Here is a 22,328-nt window from a genome sequence, read left to right as displayed (position 1 = left end):
TTCGCAGGGACAGAACAGCTTTCAGTGCCGTGGCCGCGTGCGAGTGCGGATGGCGTTTCCTGGGCGCCACACACGCCGAGGTCGGCCGCGCCATCGCCGTGCATATCGAGCGCGTCCACCCCGATCCGGCCGCCGTGAAGCGCGCTCGAAATGCCGCGCGAGCTGCAACATTTCGGCAACGTATGCCACCTCACAATAATTCTCTCTATGGGATTCCTGGACTCGGTACGGCTGGCGGCCTCGCTGCCGACGCTGCTCGCCACCCGGACGCCGGTGCCGCAGGCAGCTAGCCCGTTCGCGTCGACGCCGAACCATCTCAACCAGGTGGTGTGGCCCGACCTGCTCGGTGCCGACTGGCTGCCGATGACCCGCGTCGAAGCGATGGCAGTGCCCGCAATTGCGCGCGCTCGGCGGCTGCTGGCTGGCACTGCGGCGCGTATCCCGTTGCGCGCCTACGCCGGAGAGTCGGACACGCCGCTGCCCGTACAGCCGCGGTGGCTGGACTCGACCGCCGGTGTGCTGTCCCCGTTCCACCGGATGCTGTGGACGATTGACGACCTGATGTTCTACGGCTGGTCGTTGTGGTCAGTGGCCCGCGACGCCGATGGCCAGCTGACCGCGGCCGACCGCGTGCTGTGGGAGCGGTGGGAGTTCGACGCCGAAGGTCGGGTACTGGTCGACGAGAAGCTGGCCGCCAACGAATCGGTGATTCTGATTCCCGGTCTGGACGAGGGATTGCTGACGTTCGCCGCCCGCACCATCCGCCATGCCTCGCACCTGATTACCGCCGCCGACCGCGCCGCCGAAACGCCATCGGCGCAGCTCGAGCTGCACCAGACCAACGACGTGCCGATGACCGACGAGGCCATCGGCAAGCTGGTCACCCAGTGGGCCGAGGCGCGGCGCGGGAAGAACGGCGGCGTCGCGTACACCAACGCCGCCATCGAAGTGAAAGAGCATGGCGCCGCCGCCGAACACCTGCTGATCGAAGGACGCAACGCCAGCGCCGTGGACGTGGCCCGCGCCACCGGCATCCCCGCCTCGCTGCTCGACGCCACCGGCATCGCCTCGACCCTGACCTACGAGACCACCGCAGGCCGTAACGCCGAGTTCATCGACTACGGCCTGGCCCCGTTCCTGGCCGCGGTGTCGGCGCGGCTCGGCATGGACGACGTTGTGCCGTCCGGTGTTCGGCTGGCGTTCGACCCGACCGACTTTGTCGGTACCACCCTCGAGGTCGGCACCCCCGACGACGGTGGCCCACGATCCCCGGCGCCGACTGGTGGCCCCGCCTCCCTGCCGGTCGGCGCCGGTTCCACGCGACAGGAGAACGACCGATGACGTTCCGCATCGCCTACGGAAACACGCACAGCGAGAACGGCTGGCGCATGTGCGACCACAACGAAACCGTGACCGTCAAGTTGGTTCCGGCCTCGCCCGGTGCCCCGGTCCGGTCGGGCGCCGCCGCGACCATCCTCAATGCGTGGCTGCTCTGGTATCACCGCAACGTCGAGCCGGTCACGTCGCAGGTGTGGGGGTGGTCCCGCGACAACGCCGTCCCGAACAGTAATCACCTGTCCGGCACCGCATTTGACATCAACGCACCGAAGTATCCGTGGGGCGCTCGAACCATGCCCCGCGTGCTGATCGACCGCGTGAACCGTGGCCTCGACTTATTCGAGGGAACGGTTTATTGGGGTGCCCGGTGGTCTCGCGCCGACGAGATGCACTACCAGATCGGCTACCCCGAGGGTGACCGCCGCGTGCAGGCGTTCGCCGACCGGCTCAGCGCCGGTCACCTGGGCATCTACGGCCCCGACCAGACCGACACCCGACCGACACCGGAGGTTCCCGATATGACACCCGAACAGGATCGCTTGCTGCGCTACGTGGCCGAACAGCTCGGCCCCTGGTCGCAGCTCGGGAAGAACGCGAAAGGGCAGGACTTGACGCTGGTCGACGCCGTGGCCCAGCTGCGCCACGACGTTGCCGAGCTGCGCGGGCAGGAGTGAGCACGGTGCTGGTGGCGCTGGTGGTGCTGGTGGTCGGCATCACGGTCGGTGTGCTGGTCGCTGGCGCCCTGGCCGTGATCTACCTGGCCCGCATCGCTGACGCATTACAACCCGAGTCCGACACCCTCGAGGAGAAGTCCTGATGATGGCCCCGGTTCCGACCGAGGAACAGCCCACCCAGTGCTCGCACCCGGCCCGCTCGGCCGGTCGCTCGACGGTGGCCACCATCGTCGCCCTGGCGCCGGTGGTGCCGATCCTGGCCGACACGCTCGGTACCACCACGGTCACCGTGCTGGTATTCGCCGTCCTGCTCGGTAACGCCGGTGTCTCGCGGCTGCTCGCATCGCCGGTGGTGGAGGCCGCGCTACGCCACTACGTGCCGATCCTGGCCGCGGCCCCCCCGGCCGTCCCCGGCCGACACAGAAGGGACACCCCCGCAGCATGACGACCACCGAGTTCGCCACCGCCCCGGCCGACCTGTCGGCCGACGCCGAGCGGCGCACCATCACCGGCCTGGCCCTGCCCTACAACGTGCCAGGCCGCACCAGCCGCGGGCTGGTGTCGGTCGACGCCGGTGCGGTGTCGCTGCCGCCAGACCTCAAGCGCGTGAAGCTGCTCCGCGACCACCGGCCCGAGGGCACCCCGGTCGGTTACCTGGCCCGCGTCGACCAGACACCCGACGGAATGATTCTCGGGTTCAAGGTCGGCGCCGGTCCCGATGGTGACCTGGCCCTGTCCGACGCCACCGAGGGCATCCGCGACGCCCTGTCGGTCGAGCTGTCCGGTGTGCAGCTGTCCCCCGATGGCAAGCGCGTGGTGTCGGCCCAGCTCGACGCCGTGGCCCTGGTCGCCATTCCCGCATTCGCTGACGCCCGCGTGTCGAGCGTTGTCGCCCAAGCCCAGCCAGACCAACCAACAGGAGTCACCACCATGACCGTCACCCCCGCCACCCCCGCCGCCGGTGCCGCGCCGGTCACCACGGCCCCGGCTGCCCCGGCCGCGCCCGCACCCGCACCCGCCGACTCGGGCACCGCGGCGACCGCGCCCGCCGCACCCGCGGCCGTGCTGACCGCCGCGGCACCGGCGGCTGTCCCGGCCGGTATCGCACTGACCACCGCCACACCCCGGCCCCGGTCGCTGGCCGAGGTCACCGAGGCCCTACAGGCCGCGTACTACGGTGGCACGTCCGACACGCTGCACGCGGCGCTGGCGGACATCACCCGCTCGGCTAACCCGTGGGTCTCGCCTGATGGCTGGGTCGGTGAGCTGTGGTCCGGTGTCGCCTACGAACGTCAGATCGTGCCGCTGCTCAACCCCGGCACCCTGACCCACTGGAAGCTCACCGGCTGGCGCTGGGTCGTGGCCCCCGAGGTCGACGACTACACCGGCGACAAGACCGCGGTACCCAGCAACGCGCCCACCACCGAGTCGGTGCCCGTCGAAGCGAAGCGGCTCGCCGGTGCCCACGACCTCGACCGTAAGTTCTGGGACTTCAACGACACGGAGTTCATCAACTCGTATTTCCGGGCGATGACCGAGAGCTACGCCTACCAATCCGACGAGCGTGCCGCCGCCGCCGTCGCCGCCGCGGCCACCGCGGCCGGGTCCGCGACCGATCTGCTCAAGGCCGTGGCCAAGGGCGCCCGCACCGTCAAGAGCGCGGCCCGCACCCCGGCCACGTTCGCACTGGTCAACCCGATCGACCTCGAGGCGCTGCTCGAGGTGACCGCGTTCGACGTGCCCGCGTTCCTCGACCTGCTCGGCATCCGGCCGGAGAACTTCACCGACTCCGACTTTGTGCCCGCTGGCACCGTCGTGGTCGGCGCCAAGCCCGCGATGACGTTCTACGAGCTCGGTGGATCCCCGATCCGTGTCGAGACGGTGAACATTGCCAACGGTGGCCGCGACGGTGGCGTGTTCGGCTACTACGCAACGTTGCTGCACTCGGCCAAGGGCATCGCCAAGGTCACGATTGCCCCGGCGCCCTGATGACTACGCCCGAGCCGGCCACCCCGGTAACCACTGACGCAGTGCGCGATTACTTGCACCTGGACGACCAGACCGACGCAACGGCCCTGACCAGTGCCGTTGCGGCCGTGAACGATCTGCTGGTCGATTGGTTCGGAGTGCCCGCGGTGTGGCCAGCTCGGCGCGTGCAAGGCGGCGTGATGCTGGCCAGCCGCATCTACCGGCGGCGAAACAGTCCGAGCGGTGTCGAGTCGTTCGGTGAGCTGGGACCGATCTACGTGCAACGCAACGACCCCGACGTTGCGCAGCTGCTCGGACTCGGCCACTACCAGCGACCGGCGGTCGGCTGATGGCTGGCCCGCTGGACATTGCCGCCGCGGCCGAGGACGTTGTTGCGTCGTTGCGCTCGGCCGGTCTCCGCGCAACGGTCGAGCCTGCCGAGATCAACCCACCGGCCGCGTGGGTCACCGCCCGCACGATGGCGCACAACCTGCTCGGCGGTGGCGGCACCGTCGCGGTCGACGTGTACCTGATCGCACCGGACACCGGCACCGCGCAGGCGCTCCGCACCTTGTCGTCCCTGCTCGACAAGGCCCTGACCGTGATCGACCCCGACACTGACACGTCGCTGGCCGAGGCCGTCACACTCCCCGGCGGTGGCGCCCCGCTGCCAGCATTCCGGGTCACCGTCAACCACGAAACCTGCTAGGAGACAACGACTATGCCAGTCAAGAGCTACAAAATGGGACCGGGCACGCTCTCGCTCGGTGAGGTCGGCACCGTGATCGATATTTCCTGCCAGATCACCGCCGCCCAGCTGGTGCCCGACAAGAACGCTGACGACGATCTGCCCACGCTGTGCGGTGACGTGCTGCCCGGTGAGATCACCTACAGCTGGTCGCTGAACGCGACGATCGTGCAGGACTTGACCGAGGGCGGTATCAACCTGTGGTCGCTCACCAACGCCGGTGTGCAGGTGCCGTTCAAGTTCACCCCGTCGACCGCGGTCGGCCAGGAGTTCACCGGCATCCTCACCGTCGACCCGCTGGCCATCGGTGGCGACGTCAAGACCAAGCCGACTGCCGAGGTCGAGTGGGCGCTGGTCGGCCCGCCGGTGGCCACCGATCCCACGCCGTAACCGATGGCCGCCCTATTCGAGCTGGTCGGCGCCGACCAGCTGCGCCGCACGTTGCGCGCGGCTGGTCGTGGCATGGACGAGCTGAAGGCCATCAACCGCGGCGCGGCCGACACGGTGGCCGGTGCCAGCCGCGCCCGCGTGCCGCGGGTATCGGGTCGGCTCGACCAGTCGATTCGCGCCGCGGGCACGGCCCGCGCCGGGATCGTGCGCGCCGGGAAGAAGTCGGTGCCCTATGCAGGCCCGATCCATTGGGGCTGGCCCGCCCGCAATATCCGCGCGCAACCGTTCATCCTGAACGCCGCCGAGGCGACCGAGCCAGCGTGGACGAGCGCATACATGAGACACGTCGAGCGACTGCTCGACCAAGTGGAGGGGACGTAAAGCTATGAGTATCAACAGGTTTGTGTTCGACGTGGAGATGGTCGACGGCACCGTTCACCGCAACGTGACCGCCATCGTTGCCGACCAGATGGCCTACAGCTCGACGCGCCGTAAGCACAAGTGGGACGGCCCGCAGGAAGACCCGCTGCTGTTCGCCAACTTCCTGGCGTTCTCGGCGTTGCGCCGCAACGGCCTGTTCGATGGTGGGTTCGATGCGTTCTGCAATGCCGCCGCCGCGGTCGCTGAGATCGGTGACGACGACGAGGCCGAGGTGGCCCGCATCGTGGACCCTACGAGTCCGGCACTGTCGAGCGACTGATTGTCGAGCTGGCGGTGGCGACGAATCAGACACCGGCCGCGTGGCTGGCCGAGTCCGATGAGGTAATCGCCACCGCCATCGACGTGCTACTGACCGCATCCGAGAAGGGCTGACACGCATGGCCGGGCGCACCGCCATACTTTCCATCCGCATCGTCGGCGACGGTGGTGTCGCCGACCGCGCCATGCAACGCACGGCCCGCGAGGTCGAGCGGCTGCAACGCCGCATCGAACGGCTGTCCGGCGCCGGATTCGGTGCCCGCATCGCCGCCGGGATCGGCCGCGCAGCATCGGGATTCAAAGACCTGATATCGAAGATCGCCAAGGTGTTGACGCTGACCGCGCTGCTCGGTGGCGCGCTCGGCTCGGTCGGACTCGGCGCCCTGGCCCTGGGCGCCGCGATGGCCCCGGCGCTGGCCGCGGTGATGCTCGGTCTCGACGGCATCAAGGAAGCGGCGTCGAGTATCAAACCGCAGTTCGACGCGCTCAAGTCGGCGGTGTCCTCGACGTTCGCCAGGGAGATGGCCCCGGCGTTCGCCAAGCTCGGCGGGCTGCTCGACGCCATCACCCCGCAGATGCAAGGCGTGGCGTCGGCGGTGTCGTCGGTGTTCTCGACCGTGGTCGACCAGATCACCGGCCCCGGCCTGGGCGCCCTACAGGCGATGATCGACGCATCCGCCAAGTTCACCGCGGCACTCGGCCCCGGCCTGGCCAAGCTGGTGCAAGGATTCCTCGACCTCGGCGCCGCGGTGCTGCCGGTGGCCGACAAGCTCGGTGCCGCGTTCGGGAACGTGCTCGACTCCATCGGCACCGCCCTTTCCAACCTGGCCGCGAACGGCACCCTGACCGCGGTGTTCGACGGATTCGCCGCGGCGCTGACCGGTGTGGCGAACCTGCTGGGCCCGTTCGTGCAGCTGCTCGGCCAGCTCGGCGCCGTGATCGGCCCCGTCCTCGGGTCGGTGTTCACCTCGCTCGGCGGCGTACTGACCGATCTGACTGGCCCGCTGACCCAGATCGCCACCGTGATCGGCGGCGCCCTGGCCTCCGCGGTGCAAGCACTGGCCCCGGCCATCGGCCCCATCGGTGAGGCGTTCGCGCAGCTGCTCACCGCCGCGGCCCCGCTGCTGCCGCTGATCGCCCAGCTGGCCGCCACCCTGGCCGGTGGGCTGGCCGGTGCGGTGTCGGCGCTGGCCCCGGCACTGACGACCGTCGTGCAGGCCCTCACCGGCGCCCTGGCCCCGGTGCTGCCCGTGATGGCGCAGACGTTCGCGCAGCTGGCCCCGGCCATCGGTCAGGTGGCGTCGGCGCTGGCCGGTGCCCTGGCCCCGATCCTGCCCATCATTACCTCGACGTTCGCGCAGCTGGCCCCGGTGCTGGCGCAGGTGGCCGTGACGTTCGCCGGCCAACTGACCACGGCCATCAACGCGCTGGCCCCGGTGCTGCCGCAGCTGGCCACGTCGTTTCTGTCGCTGATGCTGGCGTTGATCCCGTTGCTGCCGCCGCTGGTGCAGCTGGCCGGTGCCATCCTGCCGCCGCTGGCGTCGCTGATGGCCGAGCTCGCCCCCGGCATCATCCGCGTGGTCGACGCTCTGGCGTCGATGGCCGGGATAGTCGCCGGTGTGCTGGCCGGTGCAATCTCGCTGCTGACCGGGCTGCTCGGTTCGCTCGGCCCCGCGTTCGACGTGGCCGGGTCGATCGGCTCGGCCGCGTTCGGTGCGCTGGCCGGTCCCATCGAAACCATCATCGGCCTGGTGCAGTCGCTTATCTCGTTCATCTCGAGCATTTCCTGGCCGTCGCCGCCCGGCTGGCTGACCTCCCTGTTCGGCGGCGCCATGCCCGAGCTGCTCGGTGTGCCCGAGGCTCCGGCGTTCCGGTTCCTCCCGGCCCCGTTCACCCCGTTCGGTGCCGCGGCCCCCGAGCTGACCGCCGCCGCGGCCCCGTCGCTCGACTGGGCTGCCGGTCTGGCTGGCCGTGGTGGTGGCCCGGTGAGTATCACGAACGTGACCGTCACCGTGCAGGGCGCCGTCGACCCGCAGTCGACGGCCCGTCAGATCAATGACCTACTCCGCGGCCGGGATCGGACGCTGGGACACGTCGCCGCGGTGGCCCTCGGATGACCGTCAACCCGCGCCCCTATGTGATGTTCGACGGTGCCCGCGTCGCGTGCAGCGCCGACCAGGCAGACAGTCAACCGCTCTCCCTCGACGGTGTGGTGATCGAGTGGGGCCGAGACGATTACATCTCGCACGCCCGACCGGCCACCGCCACCCTGTCGTTCTACGACCGCACCGGGAACTGGCCCGCCCGCATCAAGGGACGCGCCGCCATCGGTCGGCGGCTGTCGCTACACGCCGAAGATCCCAACGACGTGGCAACGAACTGGTGTTGTTTCGCTGGCCGCGTGACCGACGCGCAGGCCGAGCCTGCCACCGGCACCCGAGCCGGCGGCTGGATAGTCACGGTCACCGCGGCCGGTAAAGACGCCGACCTCGGGAATATCATGCTGCCGCCCGAGACCTGGCCCACGGAAACAATGATCGTGCGCGCCAACAGAATCGCCGACGCCGCGCAGGTGGTGGCCGATATTGACGAGTTCTATTTCTACCCCGGCTCGGTCAACATCTCCTGCTGGCCGCTCGACGTGAAAGGCCGCTCGCTGGCCGACCTCAACGCCGAGTTCTACATGAGCATGGGCGACACGTTCAGCTACAACCCGCAGCAGAACGTCGTGCGCCACCTGTACCGGCGCAGCTACAGTATGGCGATATGGGCGGTGGTCCGCGGTGGCCGTATCTACATCCAAGCCTCAGACATCGTGTACGACAGTGTGACTTACCCCGGTATCGGGATACTCGGTTGCGAGGCTGGCGCCGGTGGCCCGCTGCAACTCTCCCCGCAAGGTGTCGTGACCCGCGTCGAAGCATCGTGGAAGGACCGCCCGAACGGCGGTGGCGATTGGGTCTCGGTGCTGTCCGCCGCCGACGACAACCAGAACGGCAGGCGCACAGTCACATTCACATCGTGGATTGACGACGGTGTGCATATCGACCCGGTGCTGACCGAGGTACTGGCCCGCGGTCAGGTCGAGGGATCGCTGCCGCAGCATCCACCGGCCATCATCGACACCGCCCGTGACGGTGGGTTCCCGTCGATCAAGGTGGCGCAGGTACTCACGCTCGGCGCCGAGACGCAGGGCGTTGTCTACATCAACGGCTCGGCGTTCTCGGCGTGGCTCGAGACGGTGCCGCCGGTGTTCGCCATCATCGGCGGGACGATCGAGCACACCGGCGGGCACTGGCGTGTCACCACGAAACTGCAAGCCGTCAACGACACGTCCGCGACGACCCCGCCGATCTGGGATTCGATGCACACGGGCATCACCTGGGCGGCGCCGCCGCCCGCGTGGGCGTTCGATGGCTCGGTGTCGTGGTTCGATACGCGCTGGCCGAACACACTCGGCACCATCTACACGCCGAACTGACAAGGGAGACAACGACAATGCCCGGACAGACACCCATCTACCAGCTGCCCTACCCGCTGCAAACCGATCCGATCTACCAGGGCGCCAACCAGGTCAAGGCGCTGGCCGAGCGTTTCGAGACGGTGCTGTCCGCGGCCGAGGTGCCCCCGGTGACGTACACGCCGCCCGAGTCCGCGCAGGGCTACCGGCAAACCACACAGTCGATACCGAACGCCACCGATACCTATGTGTCCTGGACACACATCGACTGGGACACAGAGACCAGCGCCGGTCGGCCCGCGATGCTCGGCGCCACCGGCATCACGATCCGCCGCACCGGCGTCTACGCCATCACCGCCTCGCTGCCGTGGGCGTTCGGCGCCAACGGCACCCGCATCCTGCGAGTGCAGCGCAACCGCTCCGGCGCGCTGCTCGAGTTGCGGCGCAACGAAATACCGCCCACCGGCCTGGCCGCCTGCAACGACGTGGCGTTCCAAGCACTGCTGCAGGTCAACGACCTGATACGTGTGATCGCATTCCAGAACAACGGCGCCGCCCTCAACGTGCTGGGCAGCACGACCGTCCCCGGTGACCGCGCCGCGTTCAGCGCGACGCTGATCCGGCCGAGCTGATCGGCTCACGCCGCCACTGCGTCTACGGTGCGCCGTAGTGATTCCCGCGGAACGTACACATACCGGCGAGTCGTGTCCGGTGACGCATGACCGAGTAATTCCTGCACGGTGAACGTGTCGCGGTCGACCAGGTAGGCCCGCGTGGCGAATCGGTGCCGCAACGCGTGCATGGTGTGCGCGCCGGGCAGTAGCTGGGTCACCAGCTTGCCCACCCATCGCGGAGACAGGTGCCCACCGTCGTCTCCTGGGAACAACCACCCCGCCGCACCGTGACCCGGCGTGTGCCCGGCCGCACCGCGCCGCACCTCGACCGCCAGCGACGCTGGCATCGGCACGATTCGCTCTCGGCCACCTTTGCCGTGCACACGCAGCGACCACCCGTCGAGGTCTTCGAGTATGTCCTCGGCGTGAATTCGCGACACCTCGGCGCGGCGCAACCCGCACTCGGCGGCGAGGCGCAACATCAACCGCTCGCGTGGCCGCGCCACCGCCAGCGCCTCGGCGTAGACCCGTTCCGGCGCGGGCCGCGGCCTCGGCCGTGACGCTGGCACCTTCGGCAAAGCCGCCGCCGCGTTCTCGGCCACCTGCCCGGTCTCGACCCCCCACGACCAGAACGCGCGCAGCGTTCCTCGGTAGCTGCGTCGGGTTTCGCTCGACCAGTCCTGTCGACCGCACCATGCGACGAGCTGGTCTCCGGTGAGCGTCCAGGGGGAGTGGTGGCCGCAAGTGCGGGCCAACCGGCGCAGGTGATTCAGACGTGTGGAGATCGTTGTCTGTGGTTTGCCCGCCGCCCGCAACGCGAGGGTGAAGGCCTCCAGAAAAGAAATCCAACCGTTCGGAATCGTTCGAGTCATGCGCGGATACTCCCCCCTCGAGGCGGTTACTGACTAGTTACCGAACGGCTTTATCGGTGCAGGTCACGAAATCTGTAACAACTTACGTACCAACCCGCGATCTATCGGGGGGCGCTGTTCGTGACGAGCACGCACGCCACCGCTCCCGAACGGATCAGCGGAACTGGGCCTTGCGGACGAACGCCACCGCGTCGAGCAACACCTGCGGATTCATCGAGGCGAGTACTCCGAGCGCGTACTGCTGCTCCCGCTCGGTGAGCGCCTGCCATTGCTCGAGCGCGTCATCGACCCGCGGCCCGATCACGCCGCCACCCCCATCGCGTCGGCAACGTCCCAGCTACGCCGCCGCCTGGCGCCAGAGCAAGAGGTTAGGGGTTCGAATCCCTTCGGGCGCACAACGAGAAACCCCCTTACCACACCGGGTGAGGGGGTTTCTCGCATCTGCGGGATCGAAATCCGCGCGGGTTCAGGCGCTGGGCGTGACGAACTCCGGCTGGTCGAGCAGGCGAAGCCACGAACCGTCGGGTTGCCGACGCACCACCTGGGCGCGGGCTCCCGAACCGTCTTTCGGTGGGGTCGAGGTGAGGGCGATGTCCTCGCTGATCAGGGTGGGCAGGGGAGTCTCCAGCTCGAAGTGCGGCGCGTGGGCAAGGACGGATTCCCACAACTTCCGGATCGCCTCACGGCCGACGGTCCGACCTCCGGGCGGATATGCCATGACGGCGTTCTCCTCATATAGCGCCGCGACTCCAGCCGCGTCGCCGGCGTTGCTCCGCTCGACGAACAGTCGGGTGAGGTCTTCGGGCTTCATGGCCTTCTCGTACACAGGAGTCCTCTCGTTCGATTTCGTTGGGTACTTCCAGAATCGTGCTCGCCGGAGAGGAAGTCCAACGCATAGTTTTTCTGAAGACTAGAATTAGAGGTTATGGAACTGCGTCAGCTCGAGTACTTCGTCGCCGTGGCGGAGGAAGCCAATTTCACGCGGGCCGCCCTGCGGGTGCACATCAGCCAGTCGGGCATCAGCGCACAGATCCGACAGCTCGAGCACGACCTCGGAGCCGCCCTCATCGACCGCTCGACTCGGACGGCCAGATTGACCGCGGCCGGAGAGGCTGCGCTCGTCCATGCGCGCGCCACACTCGCTGCCGCTGCCGGGGTGCGTGACGCCGTGGACGCCGTGAATCAGCTGGTCCGGGGTCGACTGGTGGTCGGCATGGTCACCGCCTGTACCGTCACCGGCCTGTTCGACGCATTGGCGACATTCCACGGCGCGCATCCTGGCGTCGATGTATCGCTGCTCGAAGACAATTCCGATCACCTCGTCGAGCGAGTCCGCAGCGGAGACATCGACCTGGCTCTCGTCGGCACGGCCACCACACCGCCCGACGGGCTCGAGGCATTTCCGATCATCAAGGAACGATTGGTCGCCGCTGTGCCGCCAAATCACCCACTGATAGGCCGAACCAGCGTGACACTGGCCGAACTCTGCGACCATGCGATCGTATGTATGCCCGCCGGAACGGGAATCCGGACGGTGTTCGATCAGGCGTGTGCGGTGTCGGATATCCGGCCGAACATCGCGTTACAGGCCAGCGCCCCGGACACGGTCGCGGACCTCGCCCTCCGCGGACTCGGGGTCGCGATCCTCAGCGAGTCGATGGCCGCCGGATTCGATGAGCTGACGGCGCTCGTCCTCGAGGACGTCGAGATCCCTGCGGTGCTGGCACTGGTCTGGAAGAGTGCTGCCAGACCCGCACTTCGCGAGCTGGTTCGGCACACGCGGCGCGCGTTCGCTGAGGCGGAGGCGGAGGCGGAGGCGACGCAGCTTCCCGCGCTCCGATAGCGCCCAGCCTCACGACCCCAGGAGTTTCGCCTTCGCTGCCGCAAACTCTTCGTCGGTGAGAATGCCGGCATCCTTCATACGCGCGAGTTCCTGAATACGCGACACGAGGTCGTCGCCACCTGCGGATGCCGGGGCCGGTGGTGCCTGCGCCGCTTGTTGTTCGGCGTACGCCTGCTGGGCGGCCTGGTCGGCGCGAGCTTGTTCGTCCGCATCCTTGTTGGCGGCGTGTCGGTTCATCGCGTTGGACGTCGCCCGTGCGGTGCCGGTGATCACCGCGGTCCTGGCAACCACGCCGAGTAGACCGGGCCGCCCCGCACGTCGTGGACCTCGAAACACCATGCGCGTACTCCGTTCTGTGAGATGTCAGTTCGCCGCGGCGATCGCGGTCTCGACCACTTCGCGGGGAATGTGCAGATGAAGCGCCACCTCGCCGCCGGCTTCACGTGCAGCGGCGGCCAGCTTGCGCGCCCACGTCTGCTCGTACACCAGGGCCACCGCCGAAGTCCCCGGTTCGAGTGATTCTCGGACCACGTCGAGGTCTTCATCGCTGATAAGTGCCTTGGCCTCGAGGGACAATGCGGCGAGACCGATGCTATCGAGGTCTTCGTCCACCTCCACCTGCCGCAGCGCCCCGTTCTCCGACTTGGCGAGGAAGACGAGGTCGAGGATGGCGATGGTGCCCTGCTCGACCACCTCTCGGAATGATTCGATCACGGCGGGATCGGCGCGATCCCCAGGGAATGTGAGGAACAGAAACGCGACCGGTCCGACGTCAGCAGCTGTATTCGTCATGTCTCTCCCTGTGCCGTGGATGCCCTGGTGTCGATGATCGCGACCGGCAGCGCGGTGCGCATCATCCACGACGGGTGATGTCGGGAAACCCGAATTCTGTGACGCTCGTGAAAAAGCTGTTGTCCTGTCGCCGGAAGAGACGGGTGGTGCATGTCTTCACTCGGCGCGCTTGTGTTCACCCCCCCCGGAGCGTGCCGACCGAGGCGGTCGACAGCGCAACGCCGAGCGACGAGCATCCGAGGAGCTGACCGGTGACCAGAACCGCATCGACGCAGGCGCCCGCCCGGGCGACGCTCATCCTCGCGACACTGATACTCGTTGCTGCAGTAGCAAATTTGAATCTCTCGGTGGCCAATGTGGCGTTGCCCGACATCGGCCGCGCCTTCGATGCGAGCCAGACCCAGCTCAACCTGGTCGCCGTGGCGTACTCCTTGGGTCTGGCCGCATCCGTGCTCTATCTCGGTGCGCTCGGCGACCGGTACGGGCGCAAACAAATGCTGGTGCTCGGAATGGCGCTGTCCTTGCCGGCCTCGGCGATTGCCGGATTTGCAGGAAGCGTCGAAATACTCTTCCTCGCGCGCGTTCTCGGAGGCATCTCCGCGGGCCTTGCCTTCCCCACCACCCTGGCCATCATCACTGCCCTGTGGTCGGGTCCGCCGCGCACCAAGGCCATCGCATTGTGGTCGGCTCTCGGCGGGGCGATCTCCTCGCTCGGGCCGATCGTTTCGGGTGCACTCCTCGAACACTTCCACTGGGGTGCGGTGTTCTTCGTGACGTTGCCCCTCGCCGGTCTGGCCCTCGTCTGCGCCGCAGTATGGGTGCCGGCTCACGTCAACGAGACCACCGATCCGGTCGACAACCTCGGTGGTGTCATTTCGGTGGTCTTCATCGCAGCACTCATCCTCGCGATCAACTTTGCGCCCGTCGACGGTGCCGGCGCGACGGCCATCGGGCTGGGTGTGATCGCGTTGGCCGCCGGGGTGGCGTTCTACCTGCAGCAACGCCGCGCGGCGCACCCGTTGTTCGACCTCCACGTGGCGGCGAGGCCGACGTTTTGGGTGGCCGCCGTGGGCGGGGTAATTGTGTTCGGTGCGCTGATGGGCGCCATGTTCATCGGTCAGCAGTTCCTGCAGAACGTGCTCGGATACTCCACTCTGGCTGCGGGGTCTGCGATCATTCCGGCCGCCGTCGCGATGGTGATCGTCGCGCCCCGGTCGGCGAAACTCGTCGAATCACACGGCGCGCGCTTCACCCTTCTGCTCGGGTACCTGTTCGTGGTCCTCGGGTTGCTGGTCGCGTTGCTGTTGTGGAACGAGAACGCTCAATACCTCGAGGTCGGGGTGGCGTACGCATTCGTCGGAATCGGTGTCGGGTTCGCGGGAACACCGGCGTCGCGTTCGCTCACCGGTTCGGTGCCGGTGTCGCGGGCGGGGATGGCGTCCGGCACCTCCGACCTGCAACGCGACCTCGGCGGCGCGATCATGCAGTCGATCCTCGGTGCGGTACTCACTGCGGGATACGCGAAGTCGCTGTCCTCGGCGATTGCCGCGTCGCCGAATGCCGGACAGGTGACGCCGGAAACGCAGGCTGCGCTGACGAAGTCGTACTCCAGTGCGGAAGTGCTTGCCGAACGTTATCCCCAGTACGCGGACCAGATCATCGCCGCCGCACGCAGCGCCTTCCTCGACGGGGACACCAGGGCGTACCTCGCCGCAATCCTGGTGGTGTGCGCCGGCGCCGTGGTGGTGTTCGCCTTCTATCCGCACCGTGAGGAGGAGAAGCGATTGATGACGGAGTACGCGGAACAGCGTGGCACGTAGGGCGAATGGACCTTTCGGCGTAGTCGAAGCGCCGAAAGACACGTTCGTCCGGCGGTAGCGGAGTAAGTTTTCCGAAGGGCACACCGACGAGGGGAACAGCACGATGACAGCTCAGGTCGTGACCAAGGCGAATCGGAGACGAGGGCTGGTCGCGGCCGCAGCGGCTGTGCTGCTGGTGGCCACGGCAGCGTGTGCGGAGGATGCCTCTGACCAGTCGGCCACATCGGCGACGCAGACGTCACAGGCGGGCACGTCGGCGGCCGGGGGAGGCGCGCAGCTCGATTCCGCAGTCGCGGAGCGTCTCGACGAGGCCATCGAGAACACGATGGCGAGGGCCTCGATTCCCGGGGTGATGGTGGGCGTGTGGGGCGCCGACGGCAACTACGTGAAAGCGTTCGGTGTTGCCGACAAGTCGTCGGGCACACCGATGACGACCGATGATTACAGCAGGATCGGAAGTGTGACAAAGACATTCACCGTCACCGGTGTGCTGCAGCTGGTCGACGAGGGCAAGGTCGGCCTCGACGACCCCATCGCGAAGTACATCGACGGCGTACCGCTGGGAGATCAGATCACGATCCGCCAGTTGGCCCGAATGCAGAGCGGATTGGCCAACTACTCGGCCAGTGAGGACTTCCAGAAGGCGCTGATCGCCGACCCGAAAGCGAACTTCACTCCCCAGCAGCTCCTCGGCTACGCGTTCGCGCAACCCGCGACGTTCCCGCCAGGGCAGGGCTTCGAGTATTCCAACACAAACACCACATTGCTGGGACTCGTCGTCGAAAAGGTCAGTGGAATGTCGCTCGCTGACTATGTGACGCAGAAGATTCTCGATCCACTCGAGATGGCCGACACGAGTTTCCCGAACTCGAACGCCTTCCCGGAACCGCACCCGCAGGGTTACACCGAGCAGACGGCGGACGGCAAGGAAGCCGCGGCCACCGACTGGAATCCGTCCTGGGGGTGGGCCGCCGGCGCCATGATCTCCACCCTCGAGGACCTGCACATCTGGGTTCCCGCCCTGGCCACGGGAACGCTGCTGAAGCCGGCCACCCAGGAGCAACGACTTCAGACGGTGAACGCGCCCGGTCTGCCGACCGATGTCGGGTACGGCCTGGGCATCTTCGACATCGCCGGCTGGATCGGGCACAACGGCAGCATTCCTGGCTACCAGACAGTCTGCGTGTACCTGCCGGAGAAGGAAACGACCCTCGCGATCATGATCAACACCGACGTCCCATTCGAGGGCAGCGAGCCGAGCACCACGCTGGCCACCGCCATCACGGAAATCATTTCCCCGGACCACGTCTATCGGCTGCGCGCCGATGCGCAGGATCCCGATGCGACGTCTACGCCCCCGTCTACTCCGGGGACGCCGCAGCCGTCGACGTCCGCCACGCCTCCCACCAGCTGATCGCGACCGCGACGCCGAGGCCGTTGCCGCCGCATTCGACGGTTGAGTGTGGGGTCCTGGCGTGCGAACGGGACGCTCGTTGCGTTAGATCGAACCGGCGTCCCGTTCGTACACCGGAGGCGGGCCGAGTAGAGGGGCGATCGTCAGTGCCGCCGAACGGCATGCAGGACCGCGTCCTGGATGGCGACGAGGTTTCCTTCCGGATCCTGGATCTCGCGCTCGGGGGCCGCGCACACGAGGATCTCCCAGCTTTCGGGTTCGAGCGCGGCAGCCACCTGTTCCGCGGTGAACATGATGTCCGGCACGTCGGGTCTGCCCACCGAAGTCTTCAGATCGGCGGGGTGATGGCCCACGATCAGCAGGTGCCCGCCCGGTCGCACGGCCGCCGCCAGACGACGGTGCAGGTCTCCACGTGTGGGCTCCGGCAGTTGCATGAACTGTGCCGACACCAGATCGAACTGTCCGGCGGGCGGCTCCCACGACCGGATGTCGACCTGCTGCCAAGTGGTGTGCGCCGCGACCGCAGCACCGGCCTCTGCTGCCCGTGCGGCGGCGCGGTCGAGCGCCACCATCGACACGTCGACGCCGGTGGCGTCCCAGCCGTTCGCGGCCAGCCAGATGACATCCGCCCCCTCGCCGCAGCCGATGTCCAGAGCGCGGCCCGGTGTGACACTCGCCAGCTGTTCCACGACGCGGGGATTGGGGTTTCCGCTCCACACCGCACCGGTCGAGCTGTACCGCTCATCCCAGAACTCCTGGCTGTAGAAATCGCTCGGGTCGTGCTCGTGAAGATGCGTCATGGCTCCACTGTGCGGCCAAACCTGGGCCAGGTGAAAGTTATGTTGCCGAACCGGCAAACTGCGCGAACTAGGACGCCTGGAACGTGAAGATACGGCAACCGCTCATGTTCGCCGAAGACGCGACGCCGTCGGCCCGCGCATAGTCGCCCTTGGCTGCCAGGTTATTGGCGAGGGCTGCCTGATCGTCGCAGAACGCCTGATCCGCCGGGTTGGCGACGGAATTGCTGATGTACGTGTCGCCCGGTGCGGCCGCGGCAAACGGACCGACACCGAGAAGAGGTCCGGCTACCGCTGCGAGCGCAATGGAGGCCGCCGCGAAGAACTGGCGGATCATGATGCTCCTCCGGGGGAAGGCGTGGGAGTTTTTCCGATGACACCATCCTGCACCGAACTTTCCTGCTCAGCCATACCTCCGAGGGTGCAAAATTGTGCACCGCACAGTCAAGGCCGTTCGACGGTGCCCAAAGCAAGTTGCACGCGGTCGGCCGCCTCGACGGGGTCTTCGTGCTCCCAGATCCGCACCACCGTCCAGCCGGACTCGGCGAGCCGGGCGTCGGTATCGCGGTCACGGGTGACATTGCCGGCGAGCTTGTCGGCCCACCACTCGGCGTTGTTCTTCGGGAAGGTGGCGTGCTCCGGACAGCTGTGCCAGAAACAGCCGTCCACGTACACCGCCACCTTGCGGCGGGGAAACACGAGGTCGGCGCGTCGTCTGATGCCCTTCACCGGGGCCCGGTCCACGAAGAACCGCACCCCGCGCCGGTGCAGTTCCCGGCGCAGTCCCAGTTCGGGAACGGTGTCGCGCCGCCGCTGCGCCCGCATCCGGGCACTGGTGGCGGGATCGGTGGAGGGCATGAGCAAGTGCCGGTCCGTCAGGCCGCGGCCTGCGGGAACCCGCCCATACGGTCGAGGTGGCTCTCGACGTCGTCGATGAAACCCGGGATGAACCGCAGGTTGCCCATCCGCGCCCGTTTGAGGAATCCCGCAGTCGCGCGGGCAGACAGCAGCCGGGTGTCCTCGAGAAATCCACTGAGGTCCTCGTAGGGTTCCTGCACCGGCCACGTCGAGGTGTGCACCCGAAATGCTTGCCGGTTCATTCCCCAGGCCCCGGCGGGCCACGCATCGCCAGGATTCAGGGGAGTCTCGATGCTGCGCTCATAGATTCCCGGCGACACCAGACGTCCACCTACCCACGACGCCATCCGCACGCTCACCGCGTTGCCGACGAGCTTCCACCGATGGCTGTTGCGCAGACCCGGGACGAGCGCGGCCGGAGCGGTCCAGTCGGGATCGAAGCCCTGGAGTCTTTCGGCGTCGATCAGGCCCGGAGTGACGATCTCGCCCGACGGCAACCGCACGGCCGGCGGGCTGGCGATTCCGACGGAAGAACCACCCTTGAGTGTCGGGACCGCATTGACCGCCCAGCCGAGTCCACGCGTGCCCTCGGTCCAATAGAAGCCGCACGGGAAGTCGGCAGGATCACCCACCGGGCGTTCCCCGGCGTCCTCACCGAACAACACCGGACGAGGGTCCTCGGTCCGCGAAGCGAGCATCAGAACCCGCTGACGCCGTTGCGGAAGCCCGAAGGCCCGGGCATCGACCACCCGGTACGCCCACATGTACCCGAGGTCCTCGAGGGCGTCGGTGATGTGTCTCATAGCGGCGCCTCGGCCCAGCTGCAACATGAACGGCACGTTCTCGATGAGCAGCCAGCGGGGACCCTTGCGCCGTTTGACCAACCGGAACACCTCGTCCACCAAACTCGACCGCGATCCCGTGATGCCGGCCGTCCGGCCCGCCTGGGACAGGTCCTGGCAGGGGAATCCGGCGGCGACCAACTCGATGTCCTGGGGGAGGGACCGCAGTTTCGTGACGTCGGCATGCACCGGTACGTCCTGAAATCGGGTACGGAGAACCGCCTGGGCGCCCGGATCGATCTCACAGAGCAGTTCGGTGTCCCAGCCGTGCTCTCGGAGACCTAACTCGAGCCCGCCTATACCGGCGAACAGGCCCACCATGCTCCCGGTTGACGTCACGGCACCCTTCCTCACGAACCAGTCACCCGAGAACGTTACTCGAGATCTGCCCCGAGGTTGACCAACGACCCGTGTGTACTTGCCGACTGCGGGCAACACCGGACATTTCGACCTGCCGGAGTCCTAGACTTCCTGTGGGTGGGAACGCAGGGAGGCGGCCATGAATCCCGGGTTTCGCGAGAGGTCACTGTTTGTGCGCGACGCCCAGGGTAGCGGTCTCGTCGAGGCGTTCGTCATCATCGGCATCCTCACGATTCTGCTTACCCGCGCCTACCTCCACCTGACGGGTTATCCCCAGGTCGGGGGGTCCTCTCTCCACATCGCGCACGTGCTCTGGGGTGGGCTCGGCATGATCGTGGCCCTGGTGACGGTGTTCTCGTTTCTCGGCCGGAAACCACGAGTCGTGGCCGTCGTCGTGGGTGGCATCGGATTCGGATTGTTTCTCGACGAGATCGGTAAGTTCGTCACCAAAACCAACGACTACTTCTACCGGCCGTCCGTCGCCATCATGTACGTGGTAATCGTGGTGTTGCTGCTGGTCAATCGGTGGTTGCACGACGTGCGCCCGCCGACCGTCACCGAAGACGTCGCCAACGCCGCCGCCATCGCCCTCGGCGGCCTCGACCGCGGCCTGGATCGTGTACGGCGGGATCAGGCGCTCGCACAACTCCGGCGCGCCGGGGAGGCGGGTGCGGATGCGTCGACGCTCGCGTCGGTTGCGAACCTGCTCGACCACTGTCCTGAGCGGCGCGGGCGGGTGGTGCCGTCGGTGCGGGAAGTCGCGCGACGGGCGACGCCTGAGTTCGCGAAGGGCCCGGGGATGCTGTGGACGGCCGCTGTCGGGCTCACCGTCTTCTCCACGCTGGGTCTGATCAGTGCCGTGATCACCCTGGGCGACGACCTGCGCGGCGCCGGCGCGGATGTCACCACCATCGGTCAGCTCGTCGGTTCGGCCATCGCGTTCGTGCTGTGCGGGAGCGCGACGCTGCGTCTGCGCAACGGCAAGATGTGGCCCTTGCAGTTCCTGCGGTCTGCGGCGCTCGTGACCGTGCTGCTCACCGAAGTCTTCGATTTCGTGGCCCAGGAATTCGGGGCGCTCCTCAACGTGGCCGTCGGCCTGAGTGCCCTCACCGTGTTCTCCGCGCGCATCGCGGCGATGGATCGCGCCCGGGCACCCGATCTCGGCAACTCTGCTGCAACGAAACTCGGCCCATTGCCACCCCGCGAGCCGTCGTCGCTTACCGTAGACAGGTGAGCATCCAAGACTCCGGTGCCCCGTCCTGGCCTGCGGTACTGACGTGGCGGGCGGCCAACGCACCCCGTATGGAATCGGTGCGTGTCCAGCTCAGCGGCGACCGCATCAAGGCTGCCGGCCGCATCATCGGCGGCGAATGCCCTGATCATCCCGCGTTCAGCGCCTCCTACGACCTCGTCACCGACGAGAGCGGCGTCACCCGGCGACTCTCGTTGCGCACGTCTGTCGCCGCAGGTGAGCGGCAGATGTCGATCAGCCGCGACGAGGAAGGCACGTGGATGGTGCAGCACGGTGCTCAGCACCAGCGCTCCACGTTCGACGGTGCCCTCGACGTGGATATGGTGCTCAGCCCTTTCTTCAACACCCTGCCGATCCGGCGATACGGGCTGCATCTCGGCTCCGAGGACATCCAGGTGCCTGTTGTCTACGTCAACCTCCTCGACCTCCGGGTGGAGGGCGCCATCCTCACGTACAGCAGCGGTCCGGACGGAATTCACGTCCTGTCGCCGGTGTCCAGCTCCTCGGTCACCGTCGACGCTGCAGGGTTCATCCTCGACTACCCGGGGCTGGCGGAACGGATTTAGGCGCTTCGCGCTCGTGCGCGGTTAGCGAGTCTCTGCACTCGTCGAGCACTCACAGGCGGCGGAGCCGCCCCCCGCGGCGGCCCGCATCGCGCATCGCCTCGATCCAGCCGTCGTTGCCGGGCACGATGCCCGTAATGTCCCAGGTCTCCTGATTCTCGTACCTGGTGCGGGCGGCGTGTCCGGCGTCGACGAGCGTCGCGGTGGACGACTCCCCGGCCAGTTCGGTTCGCGCGGTCTGCAGCAGGTCCAGCGCTTCGTCCAAGGCGATCAGTAGTGCCTCCCGGTTTCCCTCGCACATGGCGCGAACGAGGCCGGGCGCGCTCCCGGCGACGCGAGTGCCGTCACGGAACGACCCCGCCGCCAGTCCCAGCGCCAGCGGCCCACCTGCCGCGCCGGTCACGGCCAGGGTTTCGGCCAGCAGATGCGGGAGGTGCGAGATCCGCGCGACCGCACGATCGTGTTCGGCGGACTCGGCGGGTACGACGACGGATCCGCAGTCCAATGCCAGTTGCGCTACCTGCGTCCAGATTCTGTGGTCGACGCCGTCGTCGGTGCCGACCACCCACACCGCCTCGCGGAAAAGGTCGGCGCTGCCGACGCTCCACCCCGACGCCGACGTCCCGGCCATCGGGTGCCCGCCCACATAGCGGTCGGCGAGTCCCTGACGGGCTGCAGCGGCCGCGACTTCCGCCTTGACACTGACGACATCGGTAATCGAGCAGTTCGGTGCGTACAGGGCGATCGCGGTGAGAGTGGCGGCGACCGCGGGCACAGGGACCGCGATCACGATCAGCGCCGACTCTGCCGACGCACGTTGGAGTACCGCGACCAGATCGGTGTCGGCGTCGAAACCGTCCGCCCGGGCGGCGTCGACGGACGGCGCGGATCGGTTGTGACCCCACGCTTCGCGTCCCGCCCGGACCACCGCACGCAGCAGTGAACCGCCGATCAAGCCCAGGCCGAGCACGCACACCGGAGGTGCGGAAGGGGTATCAGACACCCGATCAGGTTGGCACATTCG

General features: G+C 67.6%; 28 protein-coding genes. 18 read left to right on the top strand and 10 right to left on the bottom strand.

Annotation, left to right across the window (positions count from 1 at the left end; genetic code table 11):
- The first annotated feature begins 207 nt into the window (after nt 1-207).
- From NOF53_RS14735 to NOF53_RS14675, 13 genes are all read left to right on the top strand, one after another.
- Nucleotides 208-1,341, top strand: a complete 1,134-nt coding sequence (locus NOF53_RS14735; protein WP_255969713.1) for a phage portal protein — start codon at nt 208-210, stop codon at nt 1,339-1,341.
- A complete protein-coding gene (locus NOF53_RS14730; RefSeq protein ID WP_255969710.1) occupies nt 1,338-2,012 on the top strand; it encodes a M15 family metallopeptidase in 675 nt (224 codons plus the stop codon). Before NOF53_RS14735 ends, NOF53_RS14730 begins: the two co-directional genes overlap by 4 nt.
- Nucleotides 2,009-2,155, top strand: a complete 147-nt coding sequence (locus tag NOF53_RS14725) for a hypothetical protein (protein ID WP_255969707.1) — start codon at nt 2,009-2,011, stop codon at nt 2,153-2,155. Before NOF53_RS14730 ends, NOF53_RS14725 begins: the two co-directional genes overlap by 4 nt.
- Nucleotides 2,155-2,457 carry a hypothetical protein gene (locus NOF53_RS14720; RefSeq protein WP_255969705.1) on the top strand — a complete coding sequence of 101 codons (303 nt, stop codon included), beginning with the start codon at nt 2,155-2,157 and terminating at the stop codon, nt 2,455-2,457. Before NOF53_RS14725 ends, NOF53_RS14720 begins: the two co-directional genes overlap by 1 nt.
- Nucleotides 2,454-4,001 carry a phage major capsid protein gene (locus NOF53_RS14715; protein ID WP_255969702.1) on the top strand — a complete coding sequence of 516 codons (1,548 nt, stop codon included), beginning with the start codon at nt 2,454-2,456 and terminating at the stop codon, nt 3,999-4,001. The genes NOF53_RS14720 and NOF53_RS14715 overlap by 4 nt, the downstream gene beginning before the upstream one ends.
- The gene (locus NOF53_RS14710) at nt 4,001-4,330 is read left to right on the top strand and encodes a hypothetical protein (RefSeq protein ID WP_255969699.1); all 330 of its coding nucleotides are present in this window, start codon (nt 4,001-4,003) and stop codon (nt 4,328-4,330) included. Before NOF53_RS14715 ends, NOF53_RS14710 begins: the two co-directional genes overlap by 1 nt.
- Nucleotides 4,330-4,689 (top strand): hypothetical protein, encoded by a 360-nt coding sequence (locus NOF53_RS14705; RefSeq protein ID WP_255969696.1) that lies wholly within the window; start codon nt 4,330-4,332, stop codon nt 4,687-4,689. The genes NOF53_RS14710 and NOF53_RS14705 overlap by 1 nt, the downstream gene beginning before the upstream one ends.
- Before the next feature lie 12 nt (nt 4,690-4,701).
- Nucleotides 4,702-5,118 (top strand): hypothetical protein, encoded by a 417-nt coding sequence (locus NOF53_RS14700; RefSeq protein WP_255969693.1) that lies wholly within the window; start codon nt 4,702-4,704, stop codon nt 5,116-5,118.
- A 3-nt stretch (nt 5,119-5,121) separates the two neighbouring features.
- A complete protein-coding gene (locus NOF53_RS14695) occupies nt 5,122-5,499 on the top strand; it encodes an HK97-gp10 family putative phage morphogenesis protein (protein ID WP_255969690.1) in 378 nt (125 codons plus the stop codon).
- A gap of 4 nt (nt 5,500-5,503) precedes the next feature.
- Nucleotides 5,504-5,818, top strand: a complete 315-nt coding sequence (locus tag NOF53_RS14690; RefSeq protein ID WP_255969687.1) for a hypothetical protein — start codon at nt 5,504-5,506, stop codon at nt 5,816-5,818.
- Between the two features lie 118 nt (nt 5,819-5,936).
- A complete protein-coding gene (locus NOF53_RS14685; protein ID WP_255969684.1) occupies nt 5,937-7,934 on the top strand; it encodes a phage tail family protein in 1,998 nt (665 codons plus the stop codon).
- Entirely contained in the window at nt 7,931-9,298 is a 1,368-nt protein-coding gene (locus tag NOF53_RS14680) for a hypothetical protein (protein ID WP_255969681.1), read from the top strand. Before NOF53_RS14685 ends, NOF53_RS14680 begins: the two co-directional genes overlap by 4 nt.
- 17 nt (nt 9,299-9,315) lie before the next feature.
- Nucleotides 9,316-9,909 (top strand): hypothetical protein, encoded by a 594-nt coding sequence (locus tag NOF53_RS14675; RefSeq protein ID WP_255969678.1) that lies wholly within the window; start codon nt 9,316-9,318, stop codon nt 9,907-9,909.
- 5 nt (nt 9,910-9,914) lie between these two features.
- Here NOF53_RS14675 and NOF53_RS14670 read toward each other — a convergent pair whose 3' ends face one another.
- The 3 genes from NOF53_RS14670 to NOF53_RS14660 form a co-directional block, all read right to left on the bottom strand.
- Nucleotides 9,915-10,763 (bottom strand): tyrosine-type recombinase/integrase, encoded by an 849-nt coding sequence (locus NOF53_RS14670; protein WP_255969675.1) that lies wholly within the window; start codon nt 10,761-10,763, stop codon nt 9,915-9,917.
- Between the two features lie 154 nt (nt 10,764-10,917).
- The gene (locus NOF53_RS14665; RefSeq protein ID WP_255969672.1) at nt 10,918-11,067 is read right to left on the bottom strand and encodes a hypothetical protein; all 150 of its coding nucleotides are present in this window, start codon (nt 11,065-11,067) and stop codon (nt 10,918-10,920) included.
- Nucleotides 11,068-11,229: 162 nt separating this feature from the next.
- Entirely contained in the window at nt 11,230-11,574 is a 345-nt protein-coding gene (locus NOF53_RS14660) for a YybH family protein (protein WP_255969669.1), read from the bottom strand.
- A 114-nt stretch (nt 11,575-11,688) separates the two neighbouring features.
- Here NOF53_RS14660 and NOF53_RS14655 point away from each other — a divergent pair, with 114 nt between their 5' ends.
- Nucleotides 11,689-12,606, top strand: a complete 918-nt coding sequence (locus NOF53_RS14655; RefSeq protein ID WP_255969663.1) for a LysR family transcriptional regulator — start codon at nt 11,689-11,691, stop codon at nt 12,604-12,606.
- Nucleotides 12,607-12,615: 9 nt separating this feature from the next.
- Here NOF53_RS14655 and NOF53_RS14650 read toward each other — a convergent pair whose 3' ends face one another.
- The gene (locus NOF53_RS14650; RefSeq protein ID WP_255969660.1) at nt 12,616-12,945 is read right to left on the bottom strand and encodes an SHOCT domain-containing protein; all 330 of its coding nucleotides are present in this window, start codon (nt 12,943-12,945) and stop codon (nt 12,616-12,618) included.
- Nucleotides 12,946-12,969: 24 nt separating this feature from the next.
- Entirely contained in the window at nt 12,970-13,398 is a 429-nt protein-coding gene (locus NOF53_RS14645; RefSeq protein ID WP_255969658.1) for a DUF6325 family protein, read from the bottom strand.
- A 251-nt stretch (nt 13,399-13,649) separates the two neighbouring features.
- On the opposite strand from NOF53_RS14645, the gene NOF53_RS14640 reads away from it, so the two are divergent.
- Complete coding sequence (locus tag NOF53_RS14640; RefSeq protein WP_255969655.1) at nt 13,650-15,218, top strand: MFS transporter; 1,569 nt, start codon at nt 13,650-13,652, stop codon at nt 15,216-15,218.
- A 103-nt stretch (nt 15,219-15,321) separates the two neighbouring features.
- Nucleotides 15,322-16,632, top strand: coding sequence for a serine hydrolase domain-containing protein (locus NOF53_RS14635; RefSeq protein WP_255969652.1), 1,311 nt, complete (start codon nt 15,322-15,324; stop codon nt 16,630-16,632).
- Between the two features lie 143 nt (nt 16,633-16,775).
- Here NOF53_RS14635 and NOF53_RS14630 read toward each other — a convergent pair whose 3' ends face one another.
- The 4 genes from NOF53_RS14630 to NOF53_RS14615 all read right to left on the bottom strand — a co-directional run bounded on the left by NOF53_RS14630 (nt 16,776) and on the right by NOF53_RS14615 (nt 19,450).
- Nucleotides 16,776-17,432: a class I SAM-dependent methyltransferase gene (locus tag NOF53_RS14630; protein WP_255969649.1), complete on the bottom strand. Its 657-nt coding sequence runs from the start codon at nt 17,430-17,432 to the stop codon at nt 16,776-16,778.
- A gap of 67 nt (nt 17,433-17,499) precedes the next feature.
- Entirely contained in the window at nt 17,500-17,766 is a 267-nt protein-coding gene (locus tag NOF53_RS14625; protein WP_255969646.1) for a hypothetical protein, read from the bottom strand.
- Nucleotides 17,767-17,873: 107 nt separating this feature from the next.
- Entirely contained in the window at nt 17,874-18,287 is a 414-nt protein-coding gene (locus tag NOF53_RS14620) for a very short patch repair endonuclease (RefSeq protein WP_255969643.1), read from the bottom strand.
- Nucleotides 18,288-18,304: 17 nt separating this feature from the next.
- Complete coding sequence (locus NOF53_RS14615) at nt 18,305-19,450, bottom strand: DNA cytosine methyltransferase (RefSeq protein WP_255970116.1); 1,146 nt, start codon at nt 19,448-19,450, stop codon at nt 18,305-18,307.
- A gap of 178 nt (nt 19,451-19,628) precedes the next feature.
- Between NOF53_RS14615 and NOF53_RS14610 the strand changes: the two genes are divergently transcribed.
- Complete coding sequence (locus tag NOF53_RS14610) at nt 19,629-20,723, top strand: hypothetical protein (protein ID WP_255969640.1); 1,095 nt, start codon at nt 19,629-19,631, stop codon at nt 20,721-20,723.
- A complete protein-coding gene (locus NOF53_RS14605) occupies nt 20,720-21,307 on the top strand; it encodes a putative glycolipid-binding domain-containing protein (RefSeq protein WP_255969637.1) in 588 nt (195 codons plus the stop codon). The genes NOF53_RS14610 and NOF53_RS14605 overlap by 4 nt, the downstream gene beginning before the upstream one ends.
- 49 nt (nt 21,308-21,356) lie before the next feature.
- Here NOF53_RS14605 and NOF53_RS14600 read toward each other — a convergent pair whose 3' ends face one another.
- Complete coding sequence (locus tag NOF53_RS14600) at nt 21,357-22,325, bottom strand: prephenate dehydrogenase (RefSeq protein WP_255970113.1); 969 nt, start codon at nt 22,323-22,325, stop codon at nt 21,357-21,359.
- Nucleotides 22,326-22,328 lie beyond the last annotated feature (3 nt).

Origin of the sequence: Rhodococcus tibetensis (genome assembly GCF_024438035.1) — a bacterium.
In the GTDB taxonomy this organism is placed as follows: Bacteria; Actinomycetota; Actinomycetes; order Mycobacteriales; family Mycobacteriaceae; genus Rhodococcus_F; species Rhodococcus_F tibetensis.
The sequence above is the reverse complement of the archived record's forward strand: the minus strand, read 5'-3'. Positions and strand labels throughout refer to the sequence as shown.